General features: G+C 65.4%; 21 protein-coding genes. 9 read left to right on the top strand and 12 right to left on the bottom strand.

Translation table 11 applies throughout. The features are described from left to right. The first annotated feature begins 75 nt into the window (after window positions 1-75). On the top strand, window positions 76-747 hold the full coding sequence (locus M2341_RS08005; RefSeq protein WP_264584866.1) for a hypothetical protein: 672 nt from the start codon (window positions 76-78) through the stop codon (window positions 745-747). Between the two features lie 367 nt (window positions 748-1,114). On the opposite strand, the gene M2341_RS08010 is transcribed toward M2341_RS08005, so the two are convergent. From M2341_RS08010 to M2341_RS08030, 5 genes are all read right to left on the bottom strand, one after another. Continuing rightward, complete coding sequence (locus M2341_RS08010) at window positions 1,115-2,488, bottom strand: ATP-binding protein (RefSeq protein ID WP_264584867.1); 1,374 nt, start codon at window positions 2,486-2,488, stop codon at window positions 1,115-1,117. Next, on the bottom strand, window positions 2,485-3,204 hold the full coding sequence (locus M2341_RS08015; RefSeq protein ID WP_264570088.1) for a response regulator: 720 nt from the start codon (window positions 3,202-3,204) through the stop codon (window positions 2,485-2,487). The genes M2341_RS08010 and M2341_RS08015 overlap by 4 nt, the downstream gene beginning before the upstream one ends. Before the next feature lie 158 nt (window positions 3,205-3,362). Next, a complete protein-coding gene (locus tag M2341_RS08020) occupies window positions 3,363-3,962 on the bottom strand; it encodes an EF-hand domain-containing protein (RefSeq protein WP_264584868.1) in 600 nt (199 codons plus the stop codon). 135 nt (window positions 3,963-4,097) lie between these two features. Next, window positions 4,098-5,879, bottom strand: coding sequence for a diguanylate cyclase (locus M2341_RS08025; protein ID WP_264584869.1), 1,782 nt, complete (start codon window positions 5,877-5,879; stop codon window positions 4,098-4,100). Window positions 5,880-5,956: 77 nt separating this feature from the next. Beyond that, the gene (locus tag M2341_RS08030; RefSeq protein WP_264584870.1) at window positions 5,957-6,256 is read right to left on the bottom strand and encodes a chorismate mutase; all 300 of its coding nucleotides are present in this window, start codon (window positions 6,254-6,256) and stop codon (window positions 5,957-5,959) included. Between the two features lie 177 nt (window positions 6,257-6,433). Between M2341_RS08030 and M2341_RS08035 the strand changes: the two genes are divergently transcribed. Then, complete coding sequence (locus tag M2341_RS08035) at window positions 6,434-7,447, top strand: polyprenyl synthetase family protein (RefSeq protein ID WP_264570092.1); 1,014 nt, start codon at window positions 6,434-6,436, stop codon at window positions 7,445-7,447. 513 nt (window positions 7,448-7,960) lie between these two features. Next, window positions 7,961-8,551: an FxDxF family PEP-CTERM protein gene (locus tag M2341_RS08040; RefSeq protein WP_181559422.1), complete on the top strand. Its 591-nt coding sequence runs from the start codon at window positions 7,961-7,963 to the stop codon at window positions 8,549-8,551. Window positions 8,552-8,652: 101 nt separating this feature from the next. On the opposite strand, the gene M2341_RS08045 is transcribed toward M2341_RS08040, so the two are convergent. Continuing rightward, window positions 8,653-9,450, bottom strand: coding sequence for an N-acyl amino acid synthase FeeM domain-containing protein (locus tag M2341_RS08045; protein WP_264584871.1), 798 nt, complete (start codon window positions 9,448-9,450; stop codon window positions 8,653-8,655). A 371-nt stretch (window positions 9,451-9,821) separates the two neighbouring features. Between M2341_RS08045 and hrpB the strand changes: the two genes are divergently transcribed. Together hrpB and M2341_RS08055 are read left to right on the top strand one after the other, a co-directional pair. Continuing rightward, on the top strand, window positions 9,822-12,293 hold the full coding sequence (hrpB, locus tag M2341_RS08050) for an ATP-dependent helicase HrpB (RefSeq protein WP_264584872.1): 2,472 nt from the start codon (window positions 9,822-9,824) through the stop codon (window positions 12,291-12,293). A gap of 190 nt (window positions 12,294-12,483) precedes the next feature. Continuing rightward, window positions 12,484-12,762, top strand: a complete 279-nt coding sequence (locus M2341_RS08055; RefSeq protein WP_181559425.1) for an ETC complex I subunit — start codon at window positions 12,484-12,486, stop codon at window positions 12,760-12,762. A gap of 30 nt (window positions 12,763-12,792) precedes the next feature. Here the strand turns inward: M2341_RS08055 and dmeF are convergent, their stop codons facing one another. From dmeF to purM, 4 genes are all read right to left on the bottom strand, one after another. Next, on the bottom strand, window positions 12,793-13,776 hold the full coding sequence (dmeF, locus tag M2341_RS08060; RefSeq protein ID WP_264584873.1) for a CDF family Co(II)/Ni(II) efflux transporter DmeF: 984 nt from the start codon (window positions 13,774-13,776) through the stop codon (window positions 12,793-12,795). Between the two features lie 9 nt (window positions 13,777-13,785). After that, window positions 13,786-14,061 (bottom strand): metal/formaldehyde-sensitive transcriptional repressor, encoded by a 276-nt coding sequence (locus tag M2341_RS08065; protein WP_264584874.1) that lies wholly within the window; start codon window positions 14,059-14,061, stop codon window positions 13,786-13,788. Window positions 14,062-14,303: 242 nt separating this feature from the next. Further along, window positions 14,304-15,266, bottom strand: coding sequence for a phosphoribosylglycinamide formyltransferase (gene purN / locus M2341_RS08070; protein ID WP_264584875.1), 963 nt, complete (start codon window positions 15,264-15,266; stop codon window positions 14,304-14,306). 28 nt (window positions 15,267-15,294) lie between these two features. After that, entirely contained in the window at window positions 15,295-16,401 is a 1,107-nt protein-coding gene (gene purM, locus M2341_RS08075; RefSeq protein ID WP_264584876.1) for a phosphoribosylformylglycinamidine cyclo-ligase, read from the bottom strand. 58 nt (window positions 16,402-16,459) lie between these two features. Here purM and M2341_RS08080 point away from each other — a divergent pair, with 58 nt between their 5' ends. The 4 genes from M2341_RS08080 to M2341_RS08095 are packed head-to-tail and all read left to right on the top strand — an operon-like array spanning window position 16,460 to window position 22,017. Beyond that, on the top strand, window positions 16,460-17,704 hold the full coding sequence (locus M2341_RS08080; protein ID WP_264584877.1) for a heavy-metal-associated domain-containing protein: 1,245 nt from the start codon (window positions 16,460-16,462) through the stop codon (window positions 17,702-17,704). After that, complete coding sequence (locus tag M2341_RS08085; protein ID WP_264584878.1) at window positions 17,701-18,339, top strand: DnaA ATPase domain-containing protein; 639 nt, start codon at window positions 17,701-17,703, stop codon at window positions 18,337-18,339. Before M2341_RS08080 ends, M2341_RS08085 begins: the two co-directional genes overlap by 4 nt. A 2-nt stretch (window positions 18,340-18,341) precedes the next feature. Continuing rightward, complete coding sequence (locus tag M2341_RS08090; protein ID WP_264575970.1) at window positions 18,342-20,492, top strand: RNA degradosome polyphosphate kinase; 2,151 nt, start codon at window positions 18,342-18,344, stop codon at window positions 20,490-20,492. Between the two features lie 16 nt (window positions 20,493-20,508). After that, a complete protein-coding gene (locus tag M2341_RS08095; RefSeq protein ID WP_264584879.1) occupies window positions 20,509-22,017 on the top strand; it encodes a Ppx/GppA family phosphatase in 1,509 nt (502 codons plus the stop codon). A gap of 298 nt (window positions 22,018-22,315) precedes the next feature. Here M2341_RS08095 and M2341_RS08100 read toward each other — a convergent pair whose 3' ends face one another. After that, entirely contained in the window at window positions 22,316-22,612 is a 297-nt protein-coding gene (locus tag M2341_RS08100; RefSeq protein ID WP_264570103.1) for an I78 family peptidase inhibitor, read from the bottom strand. 65 nt (window positions 22,613-22,677) lie between these two features. Continuing rightward, window positions 22,678-23,865 (bottom strand): ribonuclease D, encoded by a 1,188-nt coding sequence (rnd, locus tag M2341_RS08105; protein WP_264584880.1) that lies wholly within the window; start codon window positions 23,863-23,865, stop codon window positions 22,678-22,680. Window positions 23,866-23,886 lie beyond the last annotated feature (21 nt).

Consider the following 23,886-nt stretch of genomic DNA (forward strand, 5'->3'; position numbering starts at 1 on the left):
GGACGTTGCCATTAACCCAACCGCGAGGCAAAACGTCTCATGCGCAAGATAAGCGGAAGATTCGGGGGTGGCGCAATGTGGGGCTCGATTCCGGCGCTGGAAACAATTGCGTCCTTTGCTTTCTGGGTGGGCATTGTTGCAGGTAGTTTTGCGCTCGTTGCGGGTGCAGCGTTGACAGTTACAAGTGACAGAATTGCGGCTCTCACAAAAATACAAGCCGATGGGCGCATGAGCGAGGCGGATGCCCGCGTCGCCGAAGCTGAACGGAAAGTCGCGGAAGCGAACCAGCGTGCCGAGGAGGCAAAGGCTGAGGCCGCTAGAGTGAATGAACGTCTTCAAAAAGCCCAAGAAGCTCGTCGCCTTACCACTAACCAAATCGAGGAGTTGGATCGACTATTCAGGTCGGATGTATTCCAAAAGCCGCAAGCGCGGAAATTGCGAGTTTCATCTGTCGAGGACGCTGAAGCTAGAATGTTTGCGATGCAGTTCCAAAATCTTATGGCGGCGTGTGGCGTTAATATATATCCTACTGATGGAGGTTTGCCGTCTACTTGCGTCCAACTCAATCCAGAAACATCCCCACTTATATTAACTGTGAAATCGGGCGATGTGAACGATGACATGCAGCACTTGGCTCATTTTGAACATCTGATGTTGAATCTCGGCTTTGTAATGAAGCTGGAATACGATCCGAAGTTGCAACCGGATGAAGGGGTCTTGCACGTCATGCGGAAGGCTGCTGCATAGCGCTCTCTCGGAAAGGAAGTTGTCGTGGGGAAATTCCGTGGTGAAAGATGATGGATGCCCGCATTCTCCGACTTACCTGACGTTCCGCGGCGGTACGCCAAGGTCTAAAGGCAGACTGTCCGACGCGACGCTATCGCGGACTCCCCGTCCCGTTTGTCCTGAGTAGCTGCTTAGCTGCCGAAGCCGCGTATCGAAGGACTCGCTCCAGGGCTGCAATGCTTCGATACGGCTCTTTGATATGCGCCTTCGGCGCACCTCGGACCCTACTCAGCAGGAACGGGTAAGGTGTGGTGAAGACCACTTCCCAGGCCAAAGCGGTCCGCTAGCCCGTCTTAAGCGCACCGTCTAGGCAGACGAGACTCCATCCTCACGCCAGCGGGAAGCTCAGCTCCGCCACCAGCCCACCCTCAGCGCCATTGCGCAGTTCCAGCCGCCCTGACTCCGCGGAGGCCACTGCCCGCACGATGGCGAGGCCGAGGCCTGTGCCGCCGGTGTCGCGGCTGCGGGAGGCTTCCATGCGGGTGAAGGGTTGCAGCATGTCCTCGATGCGGTCTTCCGGGATGCCGGGGCCTTCGTCGGCGACGCAGAGCGTGGCGCGTTGGCCTTCGATCCGCAGCGAGACGTGCGCGCGTGCGCCATATTTGACGGCATTCTCGATCAGGTTGGTGAGCGCGCGGCGGACGGCGCGGGGATGGACGTTGACGATGGCGCGCGGCATCTCGCTGCGCTCCACCGGCACGCCCATATCCTCGAAATCGTCGATGGTCGCATCGGCCAGCGCGGCCAGGTCCATGCGCTGCGGCGGCTCGCGGTCCCGGCCGACGCGCGCCAGCGAGAGGATGTCGTCGAGCATCTTCTGCATGTCTTCGATGGTCGCGACCATGCGCTCGCGGTCCGCCCCCTCGGCGACCGATTCCACCCGCACCCGCAGCGCCGTGAGGGGTGTGCGCAGATCATGGCCGATGGCGCCGAGCATATGGTCCTTTTCCTCCAGCATGGAGCGGATACGGTCCTGCATGGCGTTGAAGGACGCCGCGAGGCGCCGCAAATCCTCCGGTCCGGTTTCGATGACCGGGGAGGCGCCCTCCGGCGTGCCAACCCGGGCGGTGGCCTGGGTGAGCGCGTGGAGCGGCCGGGCTAGGCGTCGGGTGAACCAGACGAGCGGCATCAGCACGATGCCATAGAGGAACAGCGACTGCATCACGATCTGACGCAGGATTGGCTGGGCTACCGGTGCGGCGCGGGTGTAGACGGTGATCCAGCGGTCGGGTCGGAGTTGCACGCTCAATTGCACCTGCAGACGCGGTGCGCGGCGGTTGGGCGGCTGGAGAAGATCGCGCGCCCGCTCGCGCCCGTCCGCGCCGGGCCGGGCTTCCGCAATGGCGACCCGAACCGCGAGCGGCACCAGCCCGGCCGAGCGGAACAGCTCGTTGGCACGTACGGCTACGCGCGGCGAGTCGGCGCCCTCACGGCGGGGCGGCGCGTCGGTGACGACGATGCCGCGGGCCGACCGCGCGCGATGCCAAGGGGAGGGTGCGTCTCGCTGATCGAGCGCCTCAAGGATGCGGATGACGCCCGGGGCGGCGGCAATCGTCACCCACTGATTGCGCTGCATCATGTAATAGAAGCTGAACCCGATGAGCTGCACGGCAAACAGGGAGGCCGCGACGACGAGGATTGTCTGCCCCGCCAGCGTTCTGGGCCGCAGCCAGCCGGTAAAGGTGCGCAGGCTGAGGGTCATTCGCGCGCCACATCGGCGGCGAACATGTAACCGCCGCCCCACACGGTCTTGATGAGCGTTGGCGAGCGGGCGTCATCTTCCAGCTTGCGGCGCAGGCGGCTGATCTGGTTGTCGATGGAACGGTCGAAGGCGTGGGCTTCCCGGCCTTGCGTGAGATCGAGCAACTGATCGCGGCTGAGCACCTGGCGCGGATGCGTGACGAAGGCATGGAGCAGCCGGTAATCGGCCGTGCTGAGCGGGATCGCGACTTCGTCTGGGCCGGTCAGCGTCCAGTCGTCAGCGCTGAGCGTCCAGCCCTCGAAGCGGTAGAGGGATGCGCTTGCCTGCGGTTCGCGGGCGGTGCCGTTGCCGGTGCGGCGCAGGATCGTCTTGATCCGCGCCACAAGCTCGCGTGGAGAGAAGGGCTTGAGCACATAATCGTCCGCGCCCATTTCCAGCCCGACGATGCGGTCGGTCTCTTCAGTGCGGGCGGTGAGCAGGATCACCGGCAGCTCGCCCTGTTCGCGGATCGAGCGGCAAAGGCTGAGGCCATCCTCACCCGGCATCATGATATCCAGCACCACCAGTTCGATGGCGCTGCCGGCGAGGATCTTGCGCGCGTCGGCCGCATTCCCGGCATCGGAGACGCGAAAGCCGGCCCGCTGGAGATATTGCCCCAGCGGCTCGCGAATGGCCGCTTCATCGTCGACGAGGAGGAGATGGGGCCGTGCGGACATCAAAGCGCTTTCGCAAAATCGGTGGGATGCAATTCTCTGCCCTGCTTGGGTCTTGAGGTCCATCCCTCAGCCGCCTGAAAGGGGCAGGCGACCGAGGGCAGTAGGGATGGCCGACCCGGCGGCATGGGAGTTGTCTCCGCCGGATCGGCCAAGTGGGCTCAGCGCACCGGGGGCGTTTGCGCAGGCCGTTGATCGGTATTGCGGCGCTCCATCATGGCTTTCCGGCCGGCCTGCCGTTCCTCGGGCGAAATCTTGCCGTCGCGGTTGGTGTCCATTCGGTCGAAGCCGGCAAGGCCTGCCTGGATGAAGGTGGCGCGGGGGATCGGCTTGTCACGATAGGCAGCAAGCTCGCCTCCCATCATCATCATGCCGCCGCCCATGCCGGGGCCGCCATGGCCACGCCGTTTGCCTTCATGGCCGCGTCGCTGATGGCCGCCGGCCATCGCGCCGGCTTCCGTAAATTCGGCTTTCGAGATTGAGCCGTCCTTATTGGCGTCGAGGCGGGCGAACATCGCATCGCGCATTTTGTCGCGATTCTGCGCCTGATGGGCCTTGCGCTCCTCAACCGAGAGCACGCCGTCCCGATTGGTGTCGGCGGCATCGAACATGGTCGCGAGGCGCTTTTCGAGGGAGGCGCGATCCATCGGCGGACGGGCTTCGCCGCGCTGGGGCGGCTGCGGTGCCGATTGAGCGATTGCCATGGTCCCGATGGACAGCAGGCCGACGCTGGAGAGCGCGATTGCGATGAGACGTTTCATAGACTTGAATTCCTGGTCTGCCGGCGCCGGGGGGTAGCGCCATGACCATGATATAGCGGGGACTTGTCGCGAGACTTTGTCGCGGGCAGACGCAAATGTCACAAAATGTCGCCAGTTCGCGGCCGACCTTGCGGATCAGGCAGCGACCACCCGATTGCGACCGCCGCGCTTGGCCTGGTAGAGCGCGATGTCCGCCTCATGGATGAAATCCTCGGCGCTTTGCCCCTGCCGGTAGCGCACGACGCCGCAACTGATCGCAGCCCGCAGGCTGTTACCCGAGGGCAGGGCAATGGGCTCGCTGCTGACCGCGGAGACGATCCGGCCGCAGATTTCCTGCACGCGATCCCAGTTCGAGGTGGCGAGGAGCACAACGAACTCGTCGCCGCCCATGCGCCCGACCGCGTCGCTCGCCCGGACCTGGCTCGAGATGCGACATGCGATTTCTCGCAACACGGTATCGCCCATCTGGTGCCCGCTATTGTCATTGATCAGCTTGAATCGGTCGATGTCGATCACGGCCAGGCTGAGCGTGCCCGGTGTCGCCTTCACCAGCGCCTGCTCCAGCCGCTGATGGAAGCCGGCGCGGTTGAGCAGACCGGTCAGGCTGTCCGTCGTGGCGGTGCGGGAGAGCCAAAGCTCCTGCTTCTTGCGCTGGGTGATGTCCTGCACGGTGGCTATCGTTCCGATGCACCTGCCGCTTTCGTCGAAATGGGCGCGGAATGTGGCTTCCATCCAGGCGTCGCGCAGCTTGAGGGTGCGAAATTCGGCGATCTGGCTGGTGCTCACATCCTCAAGCGCAGCGCTATGCGCGCGGGTCAGGTCATATTGGCCTTCCTCCGAAATGTCGGAGAGCCCTGCACCGACAAGCGCATCGAACGAGCGGTCGAGCAGTAGTTCGCGCGTGCCCACGACCCGTGTGCAGACGCCTTCGAGGTTGAACGCCAGCAGCAGCACCGGAGAGGCTGAGGCGAGCAGGTTGAGCGACTGCTCGTTCTGGCGCATCCGCTCGATCGTCGCCTGCCGGCTGGCGAGCATGGCCGAGATCGGCACCTGCACCACGATGAGCAGGGCGATGAACATTTGGATGCCGTAGAGATGATGAGCCGCATGGTGGCTGTGCATCACCGGCGGCCCATAGCCACCCATCATCGCTGCGCCGCCGATGACGGTGACGATGGCGAGGGCGATCTTCGTCGCCATCCACCCGCTGCGCAGCAGAACGAGCAGCATGGGCGGAACGACGAGCAGCAGATGCGATGATTCCGTCGAGAAGAAGGCGACGCCAGCCGCGCCGGCGGTGAGGGCGAGCAGCGCCGCGACTTCCAGCCTGCGTTGCCGGGTCTGGCTGGCGAGGCTGCGCTTCATCTCGCCGTTGAACATGGCAAGGAAGACCGGCGTGAAGATCAACAGGCCCAGAGCATCCGCCAGGAACCAGCGCGCATAGGCTTCGCTGAGCGGATGGGCATTGTTGGCCCAGGCGCCGAGTCCGCCGAGAAAAGCGCCGCAAGCCGGGCCGACCAGCCCGGCCCAGATCAGCACATGAGGGAGAGCCTCGGGGTCCGAAAAGGCGTGGGCGCCATTCCTGTGCAGCTTGAGCCCGGCCACCGCGACGGCGATTTCCAGCCCATTGGCGAACCCGTAGACCAAAGCCGTCTGGAGATTATTGCCAGCCGGCAGGCCAGACAGCACATTGGCGACCATGCCCGCCATGATGAGGGCAGGGGCCTGCCGCGCGGGCCGTGCGAGCACAATGGCCAGCAGGAAGGCATTGGCGATCCACACGGGCGCGACCATGCCATTCGTGGCCTTGAGCGATATGGTCGCGTAGGAAATCACGAAATAGCCCAGGCCCGCCAGTACCGGCAGGCCGGCATGGCGGATGAAGGCGTAAAGGATTTGGCGCTGGCTTTGCCCCATGGCCCATCATGGTCCGGCGCAGGTTGTTACCTGGTTAACGCAGCGGGAACAATCTGGCGGCGTTACCCTCGGGCGCCTCAGGCGCCAGCGGCATCCGCTTCGTCGGCGCGCATCTGCTCGTGATGCCGGATCACTTCATCGATGATGAAGCGCAGGAATTTCTCGGTGAAATCCGGGTCGAGATTGGCGTCGACAGCCAAAGTGCGCAGGCGGGCGACCTGCCGGGCCTCGCGATCCGGGTCGGCCGGGGGCAGGGCGGACTGGGCCTTGTGCTCACCGACCGCCTTGGTGATCTTGAATCGCTCTGCCAGCATGAAGACCAGCGCCGCGTCGATATTGTCGATGCTTTCGCGGTAGCGCCTGAGCGTTTCGTCCATTCCGGGTCGTCTCCCTGAGCTTCTGGGGCATTGTTCCTGTGGCCTGATCTCGCTGGGGCGAACCAGGCTGATGAGGGACCGGGCAGCGCCCGTAACGGCGCATCACTTGCCGCTCCGGGCGCACAAGGCAAGCCAATTTGCTTGCCAAAGCGCGGTCATCTGGTCAGAGCACCGCGCATGAGCGCCACGATCCACCACCTGCCCCGCCAGGGCGCGCCATCCCTCCAGCCGATGCTGAGCCTCGTTGCGGAGGATATGAACCGCGTCAACGAAGTCATCCTCGCGCGAATGCAATCGCGCATTCCGCTGATCCCGGAGCTGGCCGGGCACCTCATCGCCGGCGGTGGCAAGCGGCTGCGGCCCATGCTCACGCTCGCCTGCGCGCGGCTTCTGGATTATGCCGGCACCCGGCACCACAAGCTGGCGGCGACGGTGGAGTTTATCCACACCGCCACGCTGCTGCACGATGATGTGGTGGACGGCAGCGCCATGCGCCGCGGCAAGCAGACCGCCAACATGATCTGGGGCAATAATGCCTCGGTTCTGGTCGGCGATTTCCTGTTCAGCCGGTCCTTCGAGCTGATGGTCGAGGATGGCAGCCTCAAGGTTCTCAAGATCCTTTCCAACGCATCTGCGGTGATCGCCGAGGGGGAGGTCAATCAGCTGACCGCCCAGCGTCGTGTGGAGACCGACGAGGACCAGTATCTCGACATCATCGGTGCCAAGACCGCAGCCCTGTTCGCAGCGGCCTGCCGGATCGCCGCCGTGGTTGCGGAGCGCCCGGAGGCGGAGGAATTGGCCCTGGATGCCTATGGTCGCAATCTCGGCATTGCCTTCCAGCTCGTCGACGATGCGATCGACTATGTCTCGGACGGCGCGACGATGGGCAAGGATACCGGCGATGACTTCCGCGATGGCAAGATCACGCTGCCGGTGATCCTCGCTTATGCGCGCGGCGGCGAGGCGGATCGCAAATTCTGGAAAGAGGCGATGTCCGGCCTCCATGGCGACAATGCCGATCTCGCCCATGCCCAGCATTTGCTGCGCGAAACCGGCGCGATCGACGACACCATGGCGCGGGCGCGCCATTATGGCCAGCGCGCCATCGACGCCATCGGCATGTACGGCAAGGGTGCCGCCAAGTCTGCGCTGGTCGAAGCCGTCGAATTCGCCATCGCGCGGGCTTACTGATCCGGCTTTCCGGCAGGCGCCCGCGCCTCCCACGTTGTACCCGACACCCATAGCGAGATGACGCGCCGCGCTGCCCGATTGGGTGGGGCGGCCGCCTCGCCTAGCCGGTCCCGAATCGGGGCTTGTCTGGGCGGCAGGCCGCCACTTCCCCTATTCTCGCCAGTCCCTTCCCGTCCATTTTCGGGACACGGGGTATATCGGCCACGACCCAAATATTTTTGCGCTGCACGGGAACGATGGTGCGTTGCGATGAAGCGACCGCGCTGTCCGCCATAGCGTGGTAAATCTGCGGTTAACAGTTGGGAACTTTGGGAACCGGCAAATTGGTTGGCTGGATTAAGTATCTGAAATACAGCAATAAAATATGAGGAATTCGTTGATAATCCGTTAACCGACCAGTATTTCTCTGCTCGAGCGGTCGCCTCATTATCTACTCGGAATGTTCGCCTTTCAGGCGGTGTGGGAGAAGCATGATGAGCCAGCTCAAAAACCGAACAAACAAAGGAGCTATCCATGAGGAAACTGGTATCTTTGGCCGCGCTGGCCACTGCAGCAGCATTTGCGCCGGGTGCGGCCAACGCGGCCACCTGCGTTGCCATGAACTGCACGTTCACGCCTGGCGATGACGAGTTCACCACGTCTGGCGACACCATTCCCCCCATCACCGAAGCCGTTTCGGCCACCATTGGCCGCACCGACATCGGTTCGGGTATCTTCACCGACATTTACCGCTTCATCGTTGACGTTGATGGCGTCGGCAGCGGCGGCATCATCACGACGCTGTCGGGCCTGTCGACCAACATCGACCTGCTGACGGTCACGATCAACGGCAAGGACGTCCCGATCTTCGGTCAGGGCACCGACGTTGAATCCGCTGGCATTTCGGGCTTCCCGATCATGGCCGGCATGCTGAACGAGCTGGTAATCAGCGGCACGTCCGCGGGTCTTGGCTCCTATGGCGGCAACCTGACCTTCACGCCGTCGCCGGTGAGCGCGCCGGTTCCGGAGCCGGCCACCTGGGCCCTGATGCTGCTCGGCTTCGGCAGCCTTGGCTACACGATGCGCCGCGCACGTCGCACCAGCGCACGGGTCCAGTTCGCCTGATCATCCTGGCCGTCTCCCACGGGACGGCCTCGATAAAGAATGGGGATCAACGGGTGCAGCCGTTGATCCCCATTTTTGTGCGATGAGACAAACGATCCTGTTCAGGCGGCGCTGCGCCAGAACGTGCCGCTCATGCCATTGCGGCTGCGCGGTTCTGCGCAACCCGCATCCCTGTCCCACAAGCGCGCGACGCGCCGTGCGACGTCCTGCTCCTCATCGCGCGAGAAGAAATAGGGGTAGAGCGAGCGGCCGATCTTGTCGGCGCGGCCGGCAAAGCGATTGATCTGGTCGGCGACATCGCAGACTTTGAGGCGCATGAGCTGTACCGGCGTATCCTTGGGCCACCAGGAGACGGACTCGTCCATCTTTGGCGGGCCAAGCCGGTCGAAACCGAGCATGGCCTCATAATAGCGCACATGGCGTGGATGCACCTCGATCACCAGATCCGTGCAATCGAAGCGCTGCATACCGTAAATGAAGATGACATGAAAAAGCCCCGCGAGGACGGAGGGGGACTTGGTCATCGGGTCGACCGCGAACTTGGTGAGTTCGCAAAGGCGGGCACCCGGCGCCTCGCGCAACGCATCCAGTTCCGTGCGAAATGTTTGATCGGTCGAAAGGCCGGCTGGTGAGTCCACCGTCAGGGTGAGCGTCGCGATTACCGCATCTTCCAGCGCTGCGGTGAAGACGGCCTGGTGATCGCCATTGTCGGGGAGCAGATGCGCCATTCCATAACCGCGCGATCCATACATGCGGTTCAGGAGATCATGCGCCTGCTCGCGCAGGTCGGGCCGATCAGCCAGCCGGACATCGATGGTGCGCAGCCGCTGGCCACAGGCGGACGGGATACGGCGCACGGACAGCAACCCGCCGTGCGGTTCCGCCAAAGAGGCGGACACAACATGATCATGCACTTGGACGACCCCCAAAGGCCCAACCGGGCCAGACGAGCTTTCTATTTTTACGAAGCCTTGCGCCTCAGCGAGGCCATGGATGGGTTCGATCGGTTAACAGAGCAATACCTCTTCGCGGCAAAGAGGCGGAGCGTTCGGGCGTTGCGGCAAAAGGTAGAGAGTTCCATGACTTAAGTGAACAAGTGCACGGAACTCTTGCCGCACCGGTGCAATCGCAGGAGCAGATTGCTCCCATGGCGGTGGTTAAGCATTAACCATGTTCGCCATCCTCGGATGACGCTGCGACGGTCAGGCTTTGCTCTTATCCCTTACGCCGCCAGCTTGGCTTTGGCGGCGTCGGCGCATAAGCGGATGACGTGACCGCTACGCTCCCCATCTATGAGGTTCTGCCCGACCTGCTCGCCGCCTTGCGAGCAGGATCGAACGCCGTGCTCGTGGCACCGCCGGGGGCGGGCAAGACGACGAGCGTTGCGCCCGCTTTGCTGGGCGAGCCGTGGGCGGGGGGCGGGCAGATCTGGCTTCTCTCGCCGCGCCGGCTTGCCGCGCGCGCTGCTGCCGATCGCATGGCGGATCTGGCTGGTGAGAAGCCCGGCGACACCATCGGCTATGCCACCCGACTTGAGAGCCGCCAATCCGCCCGCACCCGCATCCTCGTCGTGACCGAAGGGATTTTCCGGCGCCGCATTCAGGCCGATCCGGAGTTGACCGGCGTCGCCGCCGTGCTGTTCGATGAGGTTCATGAGCGCAGCCTGGAAGGCGATTTCGGGCTGGCCCTCGCGCTGGATGTGCAATCCGGCCTGCGCGAGGATTTGCGCCTGCTCGCCATGTCCGCCACGCTGGATGGTGCGCGCTTTGCCACGCTCATGGCGGTGGAGGGCAAGCCGGCCCCCGTGATCGAGAGCGCGGGCCGATCTTTCCCCATCGATCTGCGGCATATTGGCCGGGCGGCAGAGCAGCGCATCGAGGATGGCATGGCGGCGGCGATCCGTCGCGCGCTGGCCGAAGAGCCGCAGGGCGATGTTCTGGCCTTCCTCCCCGGCGTCGGCGAGATCGAGCGCACGGCCGAGCGGCTGATGGGGCTGTCCGAGAGCATCGCCCTCCATCGCCTGCATGGCTCGCTCGAGCCGGGAGCCCAGCGCGCGGCCCTGCGGCCGGCGGCGGCAGGCACGCGCAAGCTGATATTGGCGACCAGTATCGCCGAGACCAGCCTCACCATCGACGGCGTGCGCATCGTGGTCGATTCAGGGCTCGCCCGTCGGCCCCGGCACGATCTTGCCGCCGGCGTCACGCGCCTGGTGACGGAGCGCGCCAGTCAGGCCGCCGTAACCCAGCGTGCCGGCCGCGCGGGTCGCCAGGCGCCGGGCGTGGCCTACCGCTTGTGGGAAGCAGCGGCGACCGCCGGGCTGCCGCCGTTCGATCCGCCTGAAATTCTGGAAAGCGACCTGACCGGCCTGCTGCTCGATTGCGCGGTGTGGGGCGTGACCGACCCGACCACGCTGCGCTGGCTCGATCCGCCACCGGCGGCGGCCTTGGCCGAGGCGCGGCGCCGGCTCGAGGCGCTGGGCGCGCTGGATGGGGAGGGGCGGGCGACGCCGCATGGCCGCGCGGTCGCCGATCTGCCGCTGGAGCCACGCCTCGCGCATATGCTCATTGCCTCGGCTGAGGCGGGGGAGGGCGCTGCGGCGGCTGACGTCGCGGTGCTGCTCACCGAGCGCGGGCTGGGCGGGCCATCGGCGGACCTTGCCCGGCGTCATGCGTTCTGGCAGCGCGAGCGGGGGCAGCGGGCCGAAGCGGCGCGCGGCCTCGGGCGGCGTTGGCTGGGGTTGGTCGCGTCCGGCTCGTCGCGAGGCTTCATCGACGATGCGGCGCTTGCCCGCTGTCTGATGCGGGCCTTCCCGGACCGCATCGCCCGGCGCCGGGATGCCAGCGGCGAACATTGGATCAGCGCGGGCGGGCGCGGCTTCCGGCTCGATCCCGCCGATCCGCTGGCGCGCGCAGACTGGCTGGCAGTGGGCGATATTCAGGGCAGCGCCGCCGGCGCGCGCATCCTCTCCGCATTAGCCGTGCAGGAGGAGGATGTGATGGTCGCTGCCGGGCATCGCGTCGTGGATCGTCGCACGGTGCGCTGGCGGAAGGATCTGGCCGGCGTGGAGGCATTGCGCGAGCGGCATCTGGGCGCAATCCGTCTCAGTAGCGGGCCGGATGACGCACCCGAACGGGCCGCCATCATTGCCGCACTGGCGCAGGCGCTGCGCAGCGAGGGACTGGGGCTGTTGCCATGGGGCAAGGCGGCGCAGGCGTTGCGGACACGGGCTGCCTTTGCGGGCGTGGGCGAGGAGATCGGCGATGCGGCGCTGCTCGCTGATGCGGAGGACTGGCTGGAGATGCTGCTCCCCGCCAATGCCCGGCGCTTTTCCGCGATCGACGGTGGCGCGCTGCATGGCCTGCTAACCCAGCGCCTGGGATGGGATGCCACGCAGCGCATCGAGGCGCTGGTGCCGGCCGAGTTCCGTAGCCCGGCCGGCAGCACCCACGCCATCGACTATGAGGCGCCGGCCGGCCCGACCGTCGAATTGCGGGTGCAGGCGCTCTTTGGACTGTCGGAACATCCGGTCATCGGGCGCGAGCGCATCCCGCTCGTCTTGTCCCTGACATCGCCGGCGGGTCGCCCCATCCAGACGACGCAGGATCTGCCGGCCTTCTGGAAAGGCAGCTGGGCGGACGTCGCGAAGGAGATGCGCGGGCGCTACCCGCGGCATCCATGGCCGGATGATCCCGCCGCGGCCAGCGCTACGCTGCGGACCAAGAAGGCTGATGCCCGTCGGTGATCCTGTTCCGGATGACCTTCCGTTCGTGTCGAGCGAAGTCGAGACACCCGCGTACCGCTCTGCCGTGTCTCGACTTCGCTCGACACGAACGGGTCGCGTCATTCCCCCAATCATCTTGACAGGGCCCCCCGCTTTGCGCGACGGCAAAAGCGCTCGCATGTTGGGCATATGCACGATGGGGAAAGCACCGATGTCCGCCCGGATTTACCAGATACCCAAGAACGCCATGCAGTCCGGTCGGGCGCGCACCGGCACCTGGATGCTGGAGTTCGCCCCGGCAGAGGCAAAGAAGCCCGATCCGCTGATGGGCTGGGCCGGCTCTGGCGACACGCAGGAGCAGGTCAAGCTGAGCTTCCCCGACGAGGACGCCGCCCGTGCTTATGCCGAGCGCTATGGCATCGCCTATCACGTCGTGAGAACGCCACCCAAGACGTTGAAAATTCAGGCTTACGCCGACAATTTCCGCTAAGGTCTCGGGCCGTCCCGACCGAGGGGACGGCTACCGCACTTCGATCGTGAGATGCGCAAGCGTGCAGCATCCGGCCATGCGGGCGCGGATCGTGTCGCTGCTGACATCCGGTTGCGCGATGACGCTCACGATCGCAGCATGGGCCTGCGGACCCACGCGCCAGACGTGAAGATCGGCCACGCGCGCATCGCCTTGCTCCTCGACCACTGCCCGCACTTTGCCGGCCAGCGCCTCGTCGCTGCGGTCGAGCAGCATGGCCGAGGTGTCGCGCATCAGGCTCCAGGCCCAGCGGGCGATGACCAGCGCGCCGACGATGCCCATCAGCGGGTCCATCCATACCCAATCGAGATAGCGCCCGGCGAGGAGGGCGCCGATCGCGAGGACAGAGGTCAGCGCGTCCGCCAGCACGTGGAAATAGGCTGAGCGCAGATTATTGTCATGGCCGTGGCTATGCCCATGCTCATGGCCATCATGGTCATGCGCGCCACGGTCATGGGCGGCGTGATGATGATGCGCGTGACCGTGATCATGTCCAGGGCCATGATCATGCCCATGTGCACCGCCCATCAGCACCAGCGCGCTGGCGATGTTCACCAGCAGGCCGATCACCGCCACGAAGGTCGCCTCGCCGAAAGCGACCCTCGTCGGTTCGAACAGGCGCACCGCTGACTCGCTGGCAATCGCCAGCGCGACGAGGCCGAGCGCCATGGCGGAGGCAAAGCCTGCCAGATCGCCGACCTTGCCGGTCCCGAAGCTGTAGGCGGGGTTCTGCGCATGTTTGCGCGCATAGCCATAAGCGAATGCGGCGATGGACAGCGCGCCTGCGTGGGTCGCCATATGGAAGCCATCCGCCAGCAGCGCCATTGATCCGGTCCAATAGCCAGCGACGATCTCGCCCACCATCGTCACGACGGTTAGCAGGATGACCCAATAGGTCCGCCGGGCATTTTGGTCATGCGAGGCGCCGAGGAAGTCGTGGCTCGGCGTCAGGCCGTCAATATCGAGTGTCCGCATCACCGTTCCCTACTTCGCGTAGCGGCGGATGACCGCCAGCAGTTCGTCCGCCCCTATCTGGCGTTCGGCATCGCTCAGGCCAGGCCGCGCGACATGCGCCTCCAGATGCTCGGCAATGATTTCATCGAGCAGCCCGTTCACCGCGCCACGCACGGCTGCCACCAGATGCAAGATGTCCGTGCAGCTTTTGTCCGATTCGAGCGCGCGCTCGATGGCGGTGACCTGCCCCCCGATCCGCCGGACGCGGGCGAGCAGCTGCGGATTAATCTGCAGAAGGTGTGACATAGGGATACCCCCTATACCTATTTGAGGTTTCGATCAATTGGCGCGAGGATGTCTGGACTTCGGCTGCGGAGAGGAAACGTCGACGGTTATGCGAAGACCTCGATCCATCTTTCTCCGTCATTCCCGCGCACGCGGGAATCCAGACTACCCTTCGCGGTGACGCGAGGTTTAAGCTAGATTCCCGCGTGCGCGGGAATGACGGAAAGGAATGCTGGGACGTCGGGACCGCCAGCGCTCCCGCGCTAGAACTGGTCCGCAATCTCGAGCATTTTTGTCAGCCGCTTAGGCGCCACGGCGCGCCAGCTCTTTTCGAGCCAGCCGCGCACATGCTCCCAGTCCACGCCGGGCCGGTCGAGGCGGATCGCGATCCAGCCGCTCGCGCCATAATAAGCCGGGCGATAATAGATGTCGGGGTCGGCCTCGATCAGCGCGGCCATCTCGTCGGCGCCGGAGGTCTTGACCAGCAGCGCGACCGCGTCCTCGCCATGGTGGCGCACAGAAACATACGCGAAGAACTTGCCCAAGGCCTCGCTTCCCACACGCCAGCCCGCCGCGCCATGCGATTCGCGCGCGTGCGCCTCCGGCAAGGCGAGGGCCAGTTGGCCCACGCGGTCGATGAGCCAGTCCGGGTCCATCTCGCGCCCCACATAGCTGGCGAGCATTCGGGGATAGAGCTGATATTCGGCATAAAGCACGCGCTGGGCGAGCGTGTCGGCCGTATCTTCGGGCAGGATCGCGACCGGGATTTGCCCCAATACCGGGCCGTCATCCAGCGCCGGTGTGACGAGGTGGACGGTACAGCCGCCATGGCTGTCGCCCGCGTCGATGGCCCGCTGATGCGTGTCGAGCCCCTTGAACTTGGGCAGCAGGGAGGGATGGGTGTTGAGCATCCGCCCCGCCCATTGGCCCACGAAGTCGGCGGTGAGGATGCGCATATAGCCGCACAGCGCGACATAATCGGCGCCGGATGCCCGCAGCGCGTCGAGCATGATCGCCTCATGCGCCTCGCGGCCCATGCCCTTGTGGCTGTGGGCAAAGGTCGCCACGCCCTCGGCCGCCGCGACGGTCAGTCCGCGCGCCTCAGGCTTGTTTGAGGCGACGAGCACGATCTCATAGGGGCAGTCCGGCAGGCGCGAGGCATAGAGGAGCGACGTCATCGTCGTCCCCGTGCCGGAGAGCATCACCGCGACTTTGGCCTTGGACACGTCAGTTCCCCCAATCCGTTCGGGCTTATTACCCCAGATGGACCGCGTTCCAGTCTGCCATGGCGCACCACGTCTCTTGCGATCCGCGCACGGTGCAGCCCTTCTCGCCAGCGCGAATCTCGCCGATGCGGTGGACGGTCTCGCCCGCCTCACGCAACGCCGCACTCACCGCGTCCACATCGGCGGGCGCCACGACCACGGCCATGCCGATGCCGCAATTGAACGTGCGCGCCATTTCGCCCGGCTCGATATTGCCCTGCGCCTGAAGGAAAGCCATCAGCCGCGGCTGCGCCCAAAGATCCGCATCGATATGCGCGTGCAGGCCGGCGGGCAGAATCCGCGGGATGTTCTCCAGCAGGCCGCCGCCGGTGATGTGCGCCATCGCATGGACGAGGCCCTGGCGGACCAGCGGCAGCAGCGGCTTCACATAGATCCGGGTCGGCGCCATCAGCGCGTCGATGAGCAGCACTTCCTGATCGAACAGAGCAGGGCGGTCCAGCTTCCAGCCCTTGTCCGCCGCTAGGCGCCGCACCAGCGAATAGCCGTTGGAGTGGACGCCCGAGGAGGCGAGGCCCAGAATTACGTCGCCCTCGGCCACCTTGTCGGCGGTCAGCACTTCGTTGCGCTCGACCGCACCGACGCAGAAACCGGCGAGATCATAATCGCCATCTGCATACATGCCGGGCATTTCCGCCGTCTCGCCGCCGATCAGCGCGCAGCCGGCCTGCTTGCAGCCCTCGGCAATGCCCGCGATCACGCGTTCCGCCACGCCATTATCAAGGCGCCCGGTCGCAAAATAGTCGAGGAAGAAGAGCGGCTCGGCGCCTTGCACGATAAGGTCGTTGGCGCACATGGCCACCAGATCGATACCCACCGTATCGTGCTTGCCGCTGTCGATGGCGAGCTTCAGCTTCGTGCCGACGCCGTCATTCGCCGCGACGAGCAGCGGATCGGTGAAGCCGGCAGCCTTGAGGTCGAAGAAGCCGCCGAATCCGCCCAGATCGGCATTCGCCCCCGGTCGCCGGGTCGCACGGGCGAGCGGAGCAATGGCGCGAACGAGCGCATTTCCGGCGGCAATGTCCACGCCGGCCTGCGCATAGGTGTAGCCCTTGGGCTGGTTGTGCTTGGAGTCCATGCGTGGCCCTTACCAAATCGGGCTTGGTTTTCCAGAACAATGCCGCCAAAAGGGCGCCGTGACGCTCTCTCTGCCATCCTTGCGCCCCATTCACTTCGTGTTCGCGCTGGTTCTGGCGGCCTTTGCGGCTGTGCTGGTCGCGCAGATCGAGGGTGAGCGGGGCATTGCGCCGCTGGCCTCGCAGGGCGATTTCGAGGTGAAGGATATTCGCGTCGATGTCGCCGGGCCCAATGCCGATGCGGCGCGGGCGACCGGGTGGCGGTTGGCCCAGCGCCTCGCCTGGCAATCGCTGTGGAAGCGGACGCATGGCGGCAATGGCCCTGCGCTTGGGGACAGCGTGCTGGATGGGCTGGTGTCCGGCATTGAGGTGCAGCAGGAGCAGATCGGCCCCAATCGCTATATCGCCACGCTCTCGGTGATGTTCGATCGAGCTAGGGCCGGGCAGGCGCTTGGCGTTTCCGGGCAGATTCGCCGCTCGCCGCCCTTGCTGGTGATCCCGGTTCTCTGGGACTCGGGTACGCCGATGACCTTCGAGCGGGTGACGCCCTGGCAGAAGGCGTGGGCGGAATTCCGCATTTCCGACAGCCCGATCGATTATGTGCGCACCGCTGGCGACGGCCCGGATTCGCTGCTGCTCAATCCCGGTCAGACCGGCCGGCGCGGGCGGAACTGGTGGCGTATCCTCCTCGATCTCTATGGGGCGGCGGATGTGATCATGCCGATCGCGCGGATCGAGCGCAGCTTTCCCGGCGGGCCGATCACCGGCCATTTCAGCGCGCGCTATGGACCGGACAACAGTTTTATCGGGGATTTCACCCTGCGCGCTGCCACGCCCGCCGACCTGCCCAAGATGATGAGCGATGCCGTCGCCCGGATCGACCAGCTTTACGCCGGCGCGCTGGCGGACGGCACCTTGCGGCTCGACCCCTCGCTGGTGATCGAGGAGCCGGTCAACGCGGTCGAGATCGAGAATGCGGTTGGGCTGGAGGCGATCCTCGGTGTCCTGCCGGCCGATACGCCCGGTGCCGCCTCGTTCAGCGTTCAGATCGAGACGCCCACCACGGCCTCGGTCGGGGAAGCGCAGGCGATGCTGCGGGGTATTCCGGGGGTCAGCGCGGCCTCGACCTCAAGCCTGGCACTCGGCGGCACGTCTGTCATGCAGGTCGGCTTCAGCGGCACGATCGAGCAATTGCGCGCGCAGCTTGAAGGACGGGGATATTCGGTCGCCGTATCTGGCAACACGCTGCGGATCGCCCGTCGGAGCGCAAGTCCACCAGCCGGCGGAGGCGGGGGCGGGCAATGACCCAGTTGCCGCTGCCCATCGGCTGGTCGCGGCATGGCGGAGCGGAAAGTCTGCTGGTCCACGCTGCCAATGCCGACGCGCTCGCGCTGGTGCGCGACTGGCAGCGCTGGCCCTCGCCCTGCACATTGCTTGTCGGCCCATCCCGGTCCGGTCGTTCGCTCATCGCGGAGGTGTTTCTGCGCGAAAGCGGCGGCGTGCTGGTCGATGATGCCGACCGCGCCGATGAGACCCACCTGTTCCACCTCTGGAACGAGGCGCGCGATTCGGGCCGGCCGCTGCTGATGGTCGCCACCGAGGCGCCGCCGACATGGACGATTGCGCTGCCCGATCTGCGCACGCGCCTCGCCACCGCCGCCGTCGCGCGTATCCTCCCGCCGGACGAAGCCGTTACCGCAGCGCTGATCGCTCATGGGCTCGAGCAGGCAGGTTCGGCCTTCGCCCCGGACCTCCCGGATTTTCTCGCCCGCCGCACCGCGCGCTGTTATGCCGCGATCGATGGCGTGGTCGCGGAGCTGAACGCGCTGTCTCTGGCGCGTGGGCAGAAACTCTCGGTTGCGCTGGCGCGGCAAGCGCTCCGTAACAATGCGCTGCTAGACGGAGCGGATGAGACCGCACCGCATGAGGGAACCCATTGACCGTGTCTGAAGCCGATCCCACTTCTTCGATCACGGGCGCGGGCGCCGCAAACGGGGCGCGCTACTTCAACCGGGAGCTGTCCTGGCTCAATTTCAATCAGCGCGTGCTGGAGGAAGCCTGCAATCCGGCGCATCCGCTGCTGGAGCGGCTGCGCTTTCTCTCCATCTCCGGCAGCAACCTCGATGAGTTTTTCATGGTCCGGGTGGCCGGTCTCAAGGGCCAGCAGCTCCAGGGCGTCGAAATGCGCTCGGTCGATGGGCTGACCCCGGCCCAGCAGTTGGAGGCGATCGGCGACCGGGCCGAGGCGCTGATGTCCGCCCAGCAGGTCGTCTGGCATGATCTTCATGCCGCGTTGCGCAGCGCGCATATCAGCGTGATCGGCCCCGAACCGGTGGATGCCCGCGCGGACAGCTGGATGCGCCAGCATTTCCTCGAGCAGATCTTCCCGATCCTCACGCCCCAGGCGCTCGATCCCGCCCACCCGTTCCCGTTCATTCCCAATAAGGGCCTCAGCCTGTTCTTCGACCTGCTGCGCGAATCGGACAAGGAGGTGGTGCAGGAGCTGGTGATTCTGCCGGCCACGCTGCCGCGCTTCATCCGCGTACCGGGCAAGAACGCGCGCTACATCGCCATCGAGGCGCTGGTGCGGCGCTATTCGGCCTTGCTCTTCCCCGGCTTCATCGTGCGAGACAGCGGCCTGTTCCGCATCCTGCGCGATAGCGACATCGAGATCGAGGAAGAGGCCGAGGATCTCGTCCGTTATTATCGCAGCGCCATCAAGCAGCGCCGGCGCGGCCGGATCATCCGCGTGGAAATCGAGAGCGGGGTGGCCGAGCCGGTCGAAACCAAGCTGCAGACGATGATGCAGGGCCATGAGGCCATGGTCGTGGATATCGATGGCTTCATGGGTATCGCCGATCTGGCCGAGGTGGTCGAGGAAGACCGGCCGGACCTCAAATTCCCGGCTTATGCTCCCCGCTTCCCCGAGCGTATCCGCGAATATGGCGGCGATTGCTTCGCCGCGATTCGCGCCAAGGACATCGTCGTCCACCACCCCTATGAGAGCTTCGATGTCGTCATCGCCTTCCTCAAGCAGGCGGCGGACGATCCCGATGTGGTGGCGATCAAGCAGACCCTCTACCGCGCGGGCAAGCAGAGCGCGATCATCCGCGCGCTGATCGACGCGGCCGAGGCGGGCAAGTCCGTCACGGCGGTGGTCGAGCTGAAGGCGCGGTTCGACGAGGAACAGAACCTGCTCTGGGCCGCGCAACTGGAGCGCGCCGGTGTGCAGGTCGTCTACGGTTTCATCGACTGGAAGACCCACGCCAAGATTTCCATGGTCGTGCGGCGCGAGGGCAACGGCTTTCGCACCTACTGCCATTTCGGTACCGGCAATTACCACCCGATCACCGCGCGGATTTATACGGACCTATCCTTTTTCACCGCCGATCCCCGGGCCGGGCGCGATGCCGCCGCCGTGTTCAATTACATCACCGGCTATGTCGAGCCGCAGCATATGGAGATGATCACGCTCTCGCCGCTGCACATGCGCGACAAGCTCGCGGCGCTGATCGAAGCGGAAATTGAGCATGCCCGCGCTGGCCGCCCCGCGACCATCTGGGCGAAGATGAACAGCCTGGTGGACCCCGCGATCATCGAGCAGCTTTATGCCGCCAGCAATGCGGGCGTGAAGGTGGAACTGATCGTGCGCGGCATCTGCTGCCTGCGGCCCGGCGTACCGGGCATGTCAGAGAATATCTCGGTAAAGTCGGTGATCGGGCGGTTCCTGGAACACAGCCGCATTTGGGCCTTTGGCAATGGCAAGTCCCTGCCCAATAATAGCGCCAGGCTGTTCATCAGCTCGGCGGACTGGATGCCACGCAATTTCGACCGGCGGGTCGAGTATATGCTGCCGATCGAGAACCCGACCGTCCATGATCAGGTGCTCGATCAAGTGCTGGTGGCCAATCTGCTCGATGATGAGCAAAGCTGGGCGCTGGGCAGCGATGGCAGCTACACACGCCTCAAACCGGGGAAGAAGCCGTTCAACCTGCATCATTATTTCATGACCAATCCGTCCCTCTCCGGTCGCGGTGCCTCGCGGCGCTCCGCCCGCGCGGTGCCAAAGCTCTCGCTCTCCGAGCGTGGCTGAGGGGAGGGGTTCGGCCATGACCCTGCTGGATCGCACGACGCGCCGCTCGATGAAGGCGACGCTCAACGGCCCGCATTTCCGCCGCACCGCGATTATCGACATCGGCTCCAACAGCGTCCGCCTCGTCGTCTATGATGGGCCACGGCGCATTCCCTTCGTGCTGTTCAACGAGAAGGTGCTGGCGGGCCTGGGCGCGGAGATCGGCACATCCGGGCGGATCGGCGCGGCGGCGATGGAGCGCGGGCTGGTGGCGCTGGAGCGCTTCGCGCGGCTGTGCGTGGAGATGGAGGTGGACCAGATCACCTGCGTCGCCACCGCTGCCGTGCGCGATGCGTCCAACCGGGATACCTTCATCGAACGCGCGGCAGAGATCGGCCTGGAGGTCCGCGTGCTGAGCGGTCAGGAGGAAGGGCTGGCCTCTGCCCACGGGCTGCTCTCCGGCATGCCGCGTGCGGACGGGATCATGGGCGATCTGGGCGGCGGCAGTCTCGAACTGGTGCGCGTGCGGCCCGAGGGCGTGGAGATGCCCGTTTCCCTGCCGCTCGGCATTTTTCGAATCGGTGACGTCCGCGCGCGGGGACGCAAGGGGCTGGTCCAGCATCTCGATGGGCTGCTCGATGCGCAGGGTCTCGGCGACATCGAGCAGGGCCTGCCCTTCTATCTGATCGGCGGCAGCTGGCGCGCGCTGGCGCGGCTGGACATGCACCTCACCAATTATTCGCTGCCGATCCTGCATCATTACGAAATGACGCCGGATCGCCCGGCCGAACTGCTCAAATGGCTGGAAAGCGCGCAAAAGGCGGACCTCAAGGCGGTCGGCGTCTCCAGCGCGCGTTTTCCCACGCTGCCGGATGCCGCGCATCTGCTGTGCGCGGTGGTGGAACGGCTGCGCTCTGCCCATCTCACCGTCTCAGCCTTCGGGCTGCGGGAAGGGCTGCTCTACGAGAGCTTGCCGCGCGATATGGCGAATCAGGACCCGCTCCTCGTCGCCGCCCGCATCGAGGGTGAGGCGCAGGGGCGCTTTGTCGGCCATGGCGACACGATCAGTGGCTGGATCGCGCCGTTGTTCCACGACGATCCGCCGGAATGGGCGCGCATCCGCTTCGCGGCCTGTCTGCTGGCGGATGTCGGCTGGCGCGCCAATCCCGAGTTTCGCGCGGAGCGCGGCATGGAATTCGCCTTGCAGGGCAATTGGGTCGGCGTGAATGCCGCCGAGCGCGCGGCGCTGGGGCAGGCGCTGCACGCGAATTTCGGTGGCGGCACCAACATTCCCGCGCTGCTCGCAGGCCTTGCTCCCGAGCCGCTGCTGCGCCGCGCGATCCAGTGGGGCCTTGCCATCCGCCTGTGCCAGCGCCTCTCCGGCGGCGCGGAAGGGCCGCTGGTCGGCTCCTCGCTCGACGTGCGCGACGGCACGGTCATCCTGCGCCTCGACCCGGAACATGCGGCACTCGCCGGCGAATCCATCGACCGCCGCCTCCGCCAGCTCGGCCAGGCCATGGGCATGGGCTATCTGCTCGATGCCTGACGTGGGCGGTTTGGGGTGTCTTCCAAACCCTCTCCCCTTGAGGGAGAGGGATGCGCAGACTTGGCAGCTTGCTGCCTAGCCGAAGCTGGGAGAGGGGTGTCGATCCGGAGGATCGAGCGGATCTGAGATCCGCACCCCTCATCCAACTGCGCCTAGCCGCCTCACGGCGACAAGGCTCCGTATCCTTCTCCCTCAAGGGGAGAAGAAGGGCTCGCATGACGTCGCGTCCGGACAGTCCGCCATCAGCACGGCTCTACAATGTCGCGCCCGCGAATTTCCCACTCGGCCCAACCGCCCGTCACCCGCAGTTCACCCGCTCGATCATCATCGCGTCATCGTAACTGATGTTCAGCCGGTCCTCGCGATAGTCCATCGTCATGGCGGAGCGCGGCGGGCCCCAGCGTAGGGTGCGGGCGCCGGATTTGGCGAGGAGGTCGGCGCCCAGAGTCGCGGTTGCGCGCTGGCCGATGGCGCTTTGCAGCCCGTCCGCCGAACAGGCGCCATTGCCGGCAAGCGGCGGTTCGCCGATGCTGGTCGTGGCGGTGGCGCAGGCTGTCAGCGGGGCAAGAGCGAGAAGGGGAGCGATCATGCGCATGGGCCGGGCCTTTCCTCAAAAGGCCAAGCTAGCATGCGCGCTTGCGCCGGTCATCCGGCAGGCGATCAGTCGTTGGGCTCGGCCAGCTTTTCCGTGCGGGTCATCAGCAGCTTGCCGTCGCGCACCGCGAAGGCCATGCGGCCTTCCACCAGATCCAGCGCGTCGCGGCCGAATTGCTCGAACCGCCAGCCTTCCAGAATCGGCAGGTTGGTCCGCACGCCGGCTGCCAGCATCTCCAGATCGTCGGCGCGGGCGAGCAGGCGCGAGGCAACGTTGATCTCGCGCGAGCGGATCTTGAGCAGCAGCTTGAGCAGATCGGCGACCAGCGCGCCCTCCTTGCCAAGGCCAGGCCGACCCGGATCGCGCTCAGGCATTTCGTCGCGGGGCAGGGGGCCGGCATTCTCCACCGCCGCCATCAGCCGCGCGCCGATGTCATTGCCCTTCCAGCTTGCCGAAAGCCCACGCACCTTGCCCAGATCCTCCTGCTTGCGCGGCGGATGGGAGGCGATGTCGGCCAGCGTCTCGTCCTTGACGATGCGCCCGCGCGGCAGGTTCTTGTCCTTGGCCTCGGTCTCGCGCCATGCGGCGAGCGCCTTCAGGCGCCCGAGAACATCGGCCTTGCGGCTGGAAATGCGCACGCGCTTCCACGCCTCGGCCGGATTGACCTCATAATTGCCGGGATCGGCAAGACGCTCCATTTCCTGATTGAGCCACACGCCGCGCCCTGTCTTGCGCAGTTCCTCCAGCATCATCGGGAAGATCGCGGCGAGATGGGTAACGTCGCCGATCGCATAATCGATCTGCCGCTTGTCCAGCGGACGGCGCGCCCAGTCGGTGAACCGCGCGCCCTTGTCCAGATGGATGCCCAGCCAGCTGTCGACCAGATTGCTGTAGCCGATCTGTTCGCCCTGGCTTAGCGCCATGCTGGCGATCTGCGTGTCGAACAGCGGGTGCGGCGTCTTGCCGGTCAGGTTGAAGACGATCTCGATGTCCTGCCCGCCGGCGTGGAAGACCTTGAGCACATCCTCATTGTTCACCAGCAGGTCGAGCAGCGGGCTCATGTCCAGCCCGGGTGCCTTTGGGTCGATCGCCGCGGCTTCCTTCCCATCGGAGATCTGGAAGAGGCACAGCTCCGGCCAATAGGTGTTCTCGCGCATGAACTCGGTATCCACGGCGACAAAGTCGGCCTTGGACAACCGCTCGCACAGCGCGGCGAGGGAAGAGCTGTCAGTGATCAATGGATGGATTTGCATATGGCAGGTGATCTTATTATT

The organism is Sphingobium sp. B7D2B, from assembly GCF_025961895.1.
Taxonomy (GTDB): domain Bacteria; phylum Pseudomonadota; class Alphaproteobacteria; order Sphingomonadales; family Sphingomonadaceae; genus Sphingobium.

Coding starts and splice junctions, on each gene's coding strand:
- M2341_RS08005 (WP_264584866.1), top strand. CDS start 76: ATGTGGGGCTCGATTCCGGCGCTGGAAACAATTGCGTCCTTTGCTTTC.
- M2341_RS08010 (WP_264584867.1), bottom strand. CDS start 2,488: ATGACCCTCAGCCTGCGCACCTTTACCGGCTGGCTGCGGCCCAGAACG.
- M2341_RS08015 (WP_264570088.1), bottom strand. CDS start 3,204: ATGTCCGCACGGCCCCATCTCCTCCTCGTCGACGATGAAGCGGCCATT.
- M2341_RS08020 (WP_264584868.1), bottom strand. CDS start 3,962: ATGAAACGTCTCATCGCAATCGCGCTCTCCAGCGTCGGCCTGCTGTCC.
- M2341_RS08025 (WP_264584869.1), bottom strand. CDS start 5,879: ATGGGGCAAAGCCAGCGCCAAATCCTTTACGCCTTCATCCGCCATGCC.
- M2341_RS08030 (WP_264584870.1), bottom strand. CDS start 6,256: ATGGACGAAACGCTCAGGCGCTACCGCGAAAGCATCGACAATATCGAC.
- M2341_RS08035 (WP_264570092.1), top strand. CDS start 6,434: ATGAGCGCCACGATCCACCACCTGCCCCGCCAGGGCGCGCCATCCCTC.
- M2341_RS08040 (WP_181559422.1), top strand. CDS start 7,961: ATGAGGAAACTGGTATCTTTGGCCGCGCTGGCCACTGCAGCAGCATTT.
- M2341_RS08055 (WP_181559425.1), top strand. CDS start 12,484: ATGTCCGCCCGGATTTACCAGATACCCAAGAACGCCATGCAGTCCGGT.
- dmeF (WP_264584873.1), bottom strand. CDS start 13,776: ATGCGGACACTCGATATTGACGGCCTGACGCCGAGCCACGACTTCCTC.
- M2341_RS08065 (WP_264584874.1), bottom strand. CDS start 14,061: ATGTCACACCTTCTGCAGATTAATCCGCAGCTGCTCGCCCGCGTCCGG.
- purM (WP_264584876.1), bottom strand. CDS start 16,401: ATGGACTCCAAGCACAACCAGCCCAAGGGCTACACCTATGCGCAGGCC.
- M2341_RS08085 (WP_264584878.1), top strand. CDS start 17,701: ATGACCCAGTTGCCGCTGCCCATCGGCTGGTCGCGGCATGGCGGAGCG.
- M2341_RS08095 (WP_264584879.1), top strand. CDS start 20,509: ATGACCCTGCTGGATCGCACGACGCGCCGCTCGATGAAGGCGACGCTC.
- M2341_RS08100 (WP_264570103.1), bottom strand. CDS start 22,612: ATGCGCATGATCGCTCCCCTTCTCGCTCTTGCCCCGCTGACAGCCTGC.
- rnd (WP_264584880.1), bottom strand. CDS start 23,865: ATGCAAATCCATCCATTGATCACTGACAGCTCTTCCCTCGCCGCGCTG.